Source organism: Sulfuricurvum sp. (genome assembly GCF_022759005.1).
Classification (GTDB): Bacteria; Campylobacterota; Campylobacteria; order Campylobacterales; family Sulfurimonadaceae; genus Sulfuricurvum.
Map to the genome: position 1 here is coordinate 1 of NZ_JAEMQA010000127.1, position 9,498 is coordinate 9,498.

The window sequence follows — 9,498 nt, forward strand, 5'->3', positions numbered from 1 at the left end:
GTCAACAACCGGACCAATTACTTGAGCAATTTTACCAATCATTCTTTCCTCCATAATTATTTCATCGACTCGACGCCGCTGATAATCTCGATAAGTTCAGTCGTAATCGCTTCTTGACGAGCTTTATTAAACTTGACTTTAAGCGAATTAACCATCTCTTTTGCATTGTTTGTTGCTGCATCCATAGCCTGCATACGCGCACTATGCTCAGCTGCAACGGAATCGATCAAAGCGTAATACATGTTGTATTCAGCGTATTTAGTAACCAATGAATCGAGCATTTTCTCTTCATCTTGCGCTTCAAGCTCAAGAACTGAGTTTTTAACCTCTTCACAGTCATACCCTTGAACATCAACCGGAAGAACCCGAGTTACATGTAATTCCTGGGTGATAACATTTTTATAACCGTTGTATACGATATAAACCGCATCAACAATTCCCTCTTTGAAATCATTGATCGAACGGGTCATGAATTCGCTTGAACGCTGCATATCGGGTGCAGAACTGAGATTTTTAACTTCATCAATCATTTCGATTTGATTGTAGTTGAAAAATTCAATCCCTTTTTTCCCGATACCGCGAAGGCGAATTTTGACGTTTTTATTCTCATAATCTTTCATCAAACGTCGAACCGCTTTGATGGTTTGCATATTAAAACCACCGCAGAGCCCTTTGTCCGCTGTTACGAAAATAATATCGACCGTTTTTGGAGCATCGTTTTCAAGAAAACAACGGTTATCAATCCCGCCGACTTTATTGCATTGGATACGTCCTGCGATTTCAGCTATCACTTGATTCGTTTTTTGTGCAAACAGACGTGAACGTTTCGCAAGCTCTTCTGCCCGGCGAAGTTTCGCCGTCGAAACGAGCTTCATGGCACGCGTTGTTTTCTGCGTGTTCGAAACACTCTTGATCTGTCTTTGAATCTCTTTCAAGTTAGCCATAAAGATCCTTATTCAGCAACGAAAGTAGATTTAAACTCTTCGAGTGCTTTTTTCATTAGAGCTTTTGTTTCATCATTGATTTGTGAAGTTGCTCTGATATTCTCAAGAATTTGCGGATATTGCGCTTCTACGAACGGATAAAGATCCGCTTCGAATTTAACAACCGCGTTAACAGAGATATCATCAAGATACCCTTCGTTCCCTGCGAAAATAACCAATGCTTGCTTATCAGCACCGAGTGGTGAATATGGAGGTTGTTTCAACACTTCGACCATACGTTGTCCACGCTCAAGTTGTTTACGGCTTACTTCATCCAAATCAGAAGCAAACTGAGCAAACGCTTGAAGTTCACGATATTGTGCAAGATCAAGACGCAATGTTCCAGCAACTTGTTTCGTTGCTTTGATTTGTGCAGCACCACCAACACGTGATACTGAGAGACCTACGTTGATCGCAGGACGGATACCTGAGTTGAACAAGTCAGTTTCCAAGAAAATTTGACCGTCAGTAATTGAAATTACGTTGGTAGGGATATACGCTGCAACGTCACCCGCTTGAGTTTCGATAATTGGTAGAGCAGTCAAAGAACCTGCACCCATTTCATCGTTTAATTTCGCTGCACGCTCCAACAAACGGGAGTGTAGATAGAAAACATCCCCTGGATACGCTTCACGACCCGGAGGGCGGCGAAGAATCAATGACATTTCACGATACGCTACCGCATGCTTAGAAAGATCATCATAAATGATCAAACCATGACGCGCATTGTCACGGAAATATTCACCCATCGTTACACCAGTATACGGTGCAAGGAATTGAAGAGCTGCCGCTTCTGAAGCTGTTGCAGATACGATGATAGTGTAGTCCATGGCACCGTTTTCTTCAAGACGACGGATAACTTGTGCAACGGTTGATTCTTTTTGACCGACAGCAACATAGATACATACTACGCCGTTACCTTTTTGGTTGATGATAGTATCAAGTGCAACAGTTGTTTTACCGGTTTGGCGGTCACCGATAATCAACTCACGTTGTCCGCGTCCGATCGGAACAAGCGCATCGATCGCTTTAATACCCGTTGCCATAGGTTCATGAACCGATTTGCGAGCCATAATACCAGGAGCTTTTTCTTCTACGAAACGAACTTCCGTTGTTTCGATCGGTCCTTTACCATCAATCGGCTCACCAAGAGCATTCACGACACGACCAAGAAGTGCATCACCGACAGGAACACGTAGAAGACGCCCAAGACGTTTTACGCTCATCCCCTCGCGAAGTTCTTTCCCTTTACCAAGAACGACAACCCCAACACTGCTTTCTTCAAGGTTCATTGCAAGACCGCGTGTACCGTCTTCAAACTCTACCATCTCACCGGCCATGACGTTATTCAAGCCATACACTTGAGCGATTCCGTCTCCGTATGAGACAATTTTTCCGGTTTCATTAATATCTACATTAAGTTCGAAATTTTCAATTCGCTCTTTAATGATTGAACTGATTTCGTCTGCTTGTACTTTTGCTACCACTATTTCTCCTTTCCCGAGGGTTAAATTGCTTTTAAAATGTGCTCAACAAGTTGAGCGTTTAGGCGGCTTTTTGAAAAGTTAATCTCAACATTCAAATCATCCACTTCGACACGTACGCCGTCAAAATCAGAAGCAACATAGCTCAACGCGATAGTTGCATCCATTTTTTTGCCTAAATCTTGTGCGATTTTTTCTACTGAAGCCTGATCGACAGCATTATTACTGTAAATACGGCCCGTAAACGTACGTTTTGCACGTCCGATTTCACGTTTCAACTGATCAGCGATTACAGGGATCAATAGAAGACGTCCGTTTTCAGACAATAATTTAATCAAGTTATTGACCATTGTGCTGTTTGCCGAAGCAACCATCTCCAAAATCAATTGACATTTCGCGCTTGCGCTCACATCATTTGAGTTCATGATCAAATTAAACTTTTCATTTTTATACGCTTCAGCTACCATAGAAAGAAGTGTTGAAAGATTTTCCAATGATTCTTGGTCGCAACTTTGCATGATCGGCTTGATATAACGCTTTGCAATAAGTTCATTTCGCATTTACGCCACCTTCTTTTTCAAGATTTCGGTCATTGCTTCTTTACCTAATGCATCGTTGCTACTGTTCATAACATCGTTCATAACTTCAGAAACTACTTCACGAACCATTTTACGTTTTTCAAGCTCCATAAGAACATCATTTTGTTTGGCAATCATCTCAAGTTCTTGTTCACATTGAGCCAAAATTTTATCTGCCAAAATTTTGTTCTCTTTTTTGCTTGACTCCGCTAATTCAGCCGCAAAACGCTCTGCTTCTTCTACTTTGTGCTCAGCCGCTTCTTTGAGACGTTTTGATTCACGAAGACGCTCTTGAACTTTTTCAAGTTCATTCGCGATCGCCGCGCTTCGTCCGCCAAAATAGTTTTTAAGCGGTTCTGCCAAAATATAAACCATAATTCCGGCAAAAATCAAGAAGTTTACCGTTCGTTGAATGATATCCGTTGAACCCTCTGCATGTGCATCTGAACCAAACAGATATGCGCTGAGCAATAACACTGTAACAATTATTTTACCCATTGCAGCTCCTCATATCGTATTTAATTTAGCTGATACAGCAGTTTGGAAAGCAGGCACTTCATTGTTAAGTGCAGCGATCAGACGTGTTCTCTCTTGCGATAATTCGCTTTCGAACGTTGCATACTCTTGTGCTAATTCAGCACGTTTTGTCTCTATTTTGCTATTTGCCAGCGCTTTGGCCTCAGCAATAACTTTTTCTCTTAGTGCTGCTGCTTCCAGTTTCGCGTCACTAATGATCTTTTCGGCTTTGGCATGAAATGCAGCGATTTCAGAATCGTTGTTACCAACGTGTTCCATATCTTTTTTAATATCCGCATCCCGTTTTTCCATATAACTGAAAAGAGGTTTGTAAAGCAAACTGTTAAGAGCGGCAATAAGGACAAGGAAGACAATCAGTGTACTGCCAAGCAGCATCGGACTTATATCTAACATACCACCTCCTAAAAGTTGCGTGATTATACAACTTATAAATTGAAGGGACAGTTAAACGTGAGCAGATATTAAGAAAGTAGGTCTAAAAATGATTCAATTTGACCATTATCATCAAATTCGATTGTTAATTTGTAACCTTTTGTGCCACTTTTATAACCAAGTGCACTTAAACGCTTTTTCAACGCATCAAAATCAAGAGTATCGACTTCCGTAGAGGCACTCGTAGACGTCGAGGGAAGTTTAATTTTCTTTACCATGCTCTCAACATCACGAACACTCAGTTTTTGACCGATCACCGAATCGATCATCATCGATTGCTCTTTCGGGTCAAGTGCTAAAATCACTTTGGCGTGTCCTGCACTGATTTTACCATCAATCAGTGCTTTCCGCCCTTTTTCACTCAGTTGTAAAAGACGAAGCGTATTGGTGATTTGTGCACGGCTTTTATGAACAGTTTGAGAAAGCTGTTCATGGGTTAATTCATGAATATCAATGAGCTCTTGATACGCTTGTGCCAATTCAATGACATTGAGTTCGTCACGCTGAATATTCTCAATTAGAGCCTGCTGTCGCATCTGCTCGTCGCTGACCGATACAACGATCGCTTTGATTGTTTTATTTTTAGCCAATTTGCTCGCACGAAGACGGCGTTCACCCGCGATAAGGATATATCCGTCAAGGTCTTCTTTAACCACGATCGGTTGAAGGAGCCCGTGTGTTCTAATCGACTCGGAAAGTTCGGCTAAACTTTCCGGATCAAAATGCTTTCGCGGTTGATACGGATTGGGACGGATTTTAGCGACCGGAATCTCTTCTACTCCACCTTTTTTAGGCAGTTCGTTGTCGTATGCTTCTTCGATTTCGCTCAAAAGGGCTCCCAACCCTCTTCCCAATGCGGATGCTTTCGCCATACTTTTCCTTTAGGCGATAATCGCGTGTGCCAAATCTTGGTACGCCATAGAGCCGCTCGATTTTACATCATACAATATAGCCGGTTTTCCGAAACTCGGAGATTCAGCCAATTTGACGTTACGCGGAATCACAATGTAATCGTCTTCGGTGCTGTGCGATTTAAACAATTTCCCTTGAAAATGTTGACGTAAATCGGCAAATACCTGACGTGAAAGGTTGTTTTGCGCACTGTACATTGTCGGCAAAAACCCTTTTATCGTTAATTTCGGGTTGATGGTTTTACGTACCAGTTTAACGGTATTGAGAAGCTGAGCCAACCCTTCCAATGCAAAAAATTCACATTGAATCGGGATAATGACTGAATTGGACGCTGAAAGAGCATTGATCGTCATCGGCCCTAGTGCCGGAGGTGAATCGATGATCACATAGTCATAATCTTCTTTAACCTGTGCGATCGCCCGCTTCAAGATCAACTCTCGCCCACTTGCGTTTTCGGCATCATAATACTCTTTTTCAACACCGACGAGACCGATATTCGACGGAGCTAAAAATAGTTTTGGCAAAGATGTCTTTAAAATAATCTCACGTAATTTCTTAGCACCGATCAAGACATGATAGATATTAAATTCATAATTATTTCGGTGATACCCCAATGAGGTCGTTGCATTTGCTTGCGGATCAGCATCAATCAACAATACTTTTTTCTCTGCAACGGCTAATGAAGCGGCTAAGTTGACTGCGGTGGTAGTTTTACCCACTCCACCTTTTTGATTGGCGATAACAATAACTTCACTCATCGTAAACTAAATATCCTTTGGCCATCGCATAACAACGATCCGTCTTCAAGTAAAACGGCATTTTGCAATGCAACTTTTTCATTATTGTTGTGGGTAAAAAAATCTCTACTGTTTTCAAATTCTATCTTGTATTTACTAAAAATTTGCTTCCACGTCGGCAAATTTTTAAACAAATTTCCATAGGCTTTTGTTAATTCGTATGGTGTTGCCGCAATATCCATTTTTCCAAAATCAGACGGAGCCGATACAATATTGATTCCGATACCGCATATCAGTGTTTCACCCACTAAATTGGTAATGACTCCACCGATTTTTTTCTCTTCGAGATAAAAATCATTCGGCCATTTCAACCACAATTTTGATCCCTGCGAAGCAATCAGCTCTTTCATCAAAAATGCGAAATATATGGACGATGATTCCAGCTTCAAATCCTCTGGAAGCATCTCGCGTTTGATCGCTATTGAAATAAACAGATTTCCGCTTACACCGATCCAGTTATTGCCACGTGAGCCTCTTCCGTTTGTTTGAATATCGGTGCCGACACATACGGGTGCTGAGAGTGCACCTGCTTTTAATGCATCAATCAGATAGCTCTGTGTCGAATCCAGCGATTCAAACCAATAAATTTCCACACCCTATCCGTTTGCCATTGAGATAATCGATAACCGATGTCTCTTGCTTCGAAGGAGCTTGCACCCTAAAAATCCGCAAAGATCCCATAGTGCATTGAACGACAATACTCTCTTTGTCTATCGCGATGATCGTTCCCGCTTCTGCTGAGCTGATCTCTTCTTCGAGCTTCATTGATTTAATTTTTAATCCCGATTCAAGATAGAGCCCTGGCCATGGCGTATACGCACGGTATCGGTTGTATATCTCGCGCGCATTGGAGAAATCGATCAATCCATCCGATTTGAGAATTTTTTTGCAATGTGTAGCATCGGCATCATTTTGTTTTACGGCACTGTGACGATCCCAATGACGGATGACATCAAGTGTCAAATGAACGGCACACTGCGTTAATCGTTCATATAATGATTCCACCATTTCATCATCTCCGATAGGGAGTTTCTCGATTTTGATAATTGCGCCTGTGTCCAATCCCTCATCCATCCACATCGCACTAACACCGCTTTGAGGATCGTTGTTGAGCAAGCTTTGCTGAATCGGACTGGCTCCACGGTAATGCGGCAAAATGGAGGCATGAAGATTGACACACGGAACATACTCCAAAATTTCTTTCGGGAGAATTTGCCCGTATGCCGCCACAATAATCATATCGCACGGAGTCGCTAATACACCGGCCACCACGGCTTCATCACGAAGTCTGTTAGGCTGTAGCACGGGGATATTAGCTTTTTCTGCCACGACTTTTACGATAGGAGGAGTCAAAATCGCTTTTCGCCCTACCGGTTTATCTGGCTGCGTATAGACGCTGACAACTTCAACATCATTGGCCGCAATCAAAGCTTCTAAAATAGACGCGGCATAATCGGGTGTCCCCATAAAGATGATACGAGTCATTTCAAAGCTCCTCTGCGGCTTTGAACAAACTGCCTCCGCGATGTTCGCCGTGAATCAAAAAGCTTTTAACATCGCTCAAATCAAAACCGCTTGCCAAAAACATCGCACTGCCGCGCTGAAGGAGAAAATTAGCCGCTTTGAGTTTCGTCACAATCCCCCCTGTCGCAAAATTATGATTCGGGGAGACTTGCAACGCAAGCTCGTCAGGGGTAATTGATTCAATTCGTGAGCGGACTTTTGCGTCACTGTAGGTGCGCGGATCTTTGTCATAGTAGGCGTCAATATCGGAAAGAATTACGAGTAAATCGGCTCCAAAATGGTATGCTGCATAGGCTGAAAGTTGATCGTTGTCGCCCAAAATCAATTCTTCGGTTGCTGTAGCGTCGTTTTCATTGATGATCGGAACAACATTGTGTTTGAGTAGGGTTTCAATCGTATCTTTTGCTTTTTGGGACTCTTCGTCGGTGTTAAAATTCGCTGCCGTTACCAAAACTTGGGAAGGGAGAATATTGTAATATTCAAACATTTTACGGTATTTGTTCATCAAAATCGGCTGACCGATTGACGCAAGGGCTTGTTTATTAGCCAAAATCTTTTTATCGAGTTTTAGCTCTGTATATCCCGCGGCTACCGCGCCGGATGAAACCAAAATCACTTCATATGTTTTTTTCAGCTCCGCAATAAAATCAACCAGATTTTGCATCCGATCTTTTGCAATGCGGTTTTGCTCGCTTAAAACAGCGCTCCCGACTTTGACAACGATCCGCTTCATTTACGCTCCGTTACAACCATTTGATAAAGTGCGTAGGTCAAAGGCTTGATATTCAAATGGATAGCCGAAGAGATCGGTGCGACAAAAGCCGGTTTCGAAGAATCATAAAACGCTTTGTCAAAATCTTCTTGCTCATATACCGGATACTCTTCGCTAAACGCAAAACGGCTTTTTGAGACAGGTGAAAGATTCAGAAGCTTTAAAAACTCATTGGTTTTTTCAATCGCCTCTTCAGGACTCATGGCATCGGCACGGGTTAAAGCAATCGCAAAATTACGTTCCGCCAAGAGTGGTGAAAACGCTTCCAGCTCTTGTTTGAGGGTTTCATATTGATACTGCATCTCCAAATACGATGCCAAATCAATCATGAACAAAAGCGTTTTTGTACGCTCAATATGACGTAAAAATTTGAGTCCAAGCCCTTTACCTTCGGATGCACCGCCGATAATTCCCGGAATATCCGCCATGATGAACGAATCATAATCACCGATATTAATCTGACCGAGTTTCGGAGTCAACGTCGTAAATTCATAGTTGGCCACTTCAGGACGTGCATTGGACACCGTCGAAATCAACGTTGATTTTCCGACGTTCGGAAACCCTACCAAACCAACGTCCGCGATCAGTTTCAAATCAAGACGTACAACTTTCGTTACACCCGGTTCACCCGGTTGAGCATACATCGGTTTTTGGTTCGTAGAGGATTTGAAATGGACATTACCCAAACCGCCTCGTCCCCCTTGTAAAAAGAGAACTTCTTTACCGTCTTCGAGTAGATCAAGAAGTACTTCTCCGCTCTCCACATCAACAACTTGTGTCCCAGGAGGAACAACGACGACAATGTGCTCGCCCGATTTTCCCGCCATATTTGAACCCATCCCCTGACGACCGTTTTGAGCTTTGAGATTTTTGTTCCCCTGAAAATGTGCAAGGGTATGGGTATTATTGTCTACTTTGAAATAGACATTTCCCCCTTTACCGCCGTCACCACCGTTGGGACCCCCTTGAAGGACATATTTTTCCCGTCTAAAAGCAACACACCCTGCTCCCCCTTTTCCTGAGGAAACGGTAATCTCTACACTATCATTAAACATGGATGTCCTTCACGCAATTTTAAAGCTCGATCTCATCTTGAGACGATTATTACTTACTTAACTCTATACTTTGTTCTAAAGTACACGATTAAAAAGATAATTTAGGAAATTGTATCAAAATCGGGCGAAAGCCCGACGAGAGTTTTGGGAAAAAATTAAGCGGCAGGGATGATAGAGACTTGTTTGCGTGTTTTGTCTTTACGTTCAAACGCAACGACACCGTCAACCAACGCATACAATGTATGGTCTTTACCCATACCGATATTTTTACCAGGATGAACTTTTGTTCCGCGTTGGCGGATAACGATATTACCCGCTCTTACGAATTCACCACCGTATTTTTTGACACCGAGTCTACGTCCCGCTGAGTCGCGGTTATTCTGTGTACTACCCTGACCTTTCTTATGAGCCATGCTGTCCTCCT

Annotated in this window: 12 protein-coding genes; all 12 read right to left on the reverse strand. The window is 42.5% G+C overall.

Features of this window, described 5'->3' with window-relative positions; genetic code table 11:
• Nucleotides 1-56: 56 nt before the first annotated feature.
• A complete protein-coding gene (atpG, locus tag JHC35_RS07895) occupies nt 57-944 on the reverse strand; it encodes an ATP synthase F1 subunit gamma (RefSeq protein ID WP_295043898.1) in 888 nt (295 codons plus the stop codon).
• A gap of 8 nt (nt 945-952) precedes the next feature.
• Entirely contained in the window at nt 953-2,470 is a 1,518-nt protein-coding gene (gene atpA / locus JHC35_RS07900; protein WP_295043901.1) for a F0F1 ATP synthase subunit alpha, read from the reverse strand.
• A 20-nt stretch (nt 2,471-2,490) separates the two neighbouring features.
• Nucleotides 2,491-3,027: a F0F1 ATP synthase subunit delta gene (locus JHC35_RS07905; RefSeq protein ID WP_295043904.1), complete on the reverse strand. Its 537-nt coding sequence runs from the start codon at nt 3,025-3,027 to the stop codon at nt 2,491-2,493.
• Nucleotides 3,028-3,543, reverse strand: a complete 516-nt coding sequence (locus JHC35_RS07910) for a F0F1 ATP synthase subunit B (RefSeq protein ID WP_295043906.1) — start codon at nt 3,541-3,543, stop codon at nt 3,028-3,030.
• A gap of 9 nt (nt 3,544-3,552) precedes the next feature.
• Nucleotides 3,553-3,975, reverse strand: coding sequence for a F0F1 ATP synthase subunit B' (locus JHC35_RS07915; protein WP_295043909.1), 423 nt, complete (start codon nt 3,973-3,975; stop codon nt 3,553-3,555).
• Nucleotides 3,976-4,043: 68 nt separating this feature from the next.
• A complete protein-coding gene (locus JHC35_RS07920; protein WP_295043912.1) occupies nt 4,044-4,886 on the reverse strand; it encodes a ParB/RepB/Spo0J family partition protein in 843 nt (280 codons plus the stop codon).
• A 9-nt stretch (nt 4,887-4,895) separates the two neighbouring features.
• Nucleotides 4,896-5,684, reverse strand: a complete 789-nt coding sequence (locus JHC35_RS07925; RefSeq protein ID WP_295043915.1) for an AAA family ATPase — start codon at nt 5,682-5,684, stop codon at nt 4,896-4,898.
• On the reverse strand, nt 5,681-6,316 hold the full coding sequence (locus JHC35_RS07930) for a biotin--[acetyl-CoA-carboxylase] ligase (RefSeq protein WP_295043918.1): 636 nt from the start codon (nt 6,314-6,316) through the stop codon (nt 5,681-5,683). The genes JHC35_RS07925 and JHC35_RS07930 overlap by 4 nt, the downstream gene beginning before the upstream one ends.
• Nucleotides 6,297-7,208: a methionyl-tRNA formyltransferase gene (gene fmt, locus JHC35_RS07935; protein ID WP_295043921.1), complete on the reverse strand. Its 912-nt coding sequence runs from the start codon at nt 7,206-7,208 to the stop codon at nt 6,297-6,299. The genes JHC35_RS07930 and fmt overlap by 20 nt, the downstream gene beginning before the upstream one ends.
• 1 nt (nt 7,209) lies before the next feature.
• On the reverse strand, nt 7,210-7,980 hold the full coding sequence (gene proB / locus JHC35_RS07940) for a glutamate 5-kinase (RefSeq protein ID WP_295043923.1): 771 nt from the start codon (nt 7,978-7,980) through the stop codon (nt 7,210-7,212).
• Nucleotides 7,977-9,074, reverse strand: coding sequence for a GTPase ObgE (gene obgE / locus JHC35_RS07945; RefSeq protein ID WP_295043926.1), 1,098 nt, complete (start codon nt 9,072-9,074; stop codon nt 7,977-7,979). Before obgE ends, proB begins: the two co-directional genes overlap by 4 nt.
• 155 nt (nt 9,075-9,229) lie before the next feature.
• On the reverse strand, nt 9,230-9,487 hold the full coding sequence (gene rpmA / locus JHC35_RS07950) for a 50S ribosomal protein L27 (protein WP_294916722.1): 258 nt from the start codon (nt 9,485-9,487) through the stop codon (nt 9,230-9,232).
• Nucleotides 9,488-9,498: the final 11 nt, after the last annotated feature.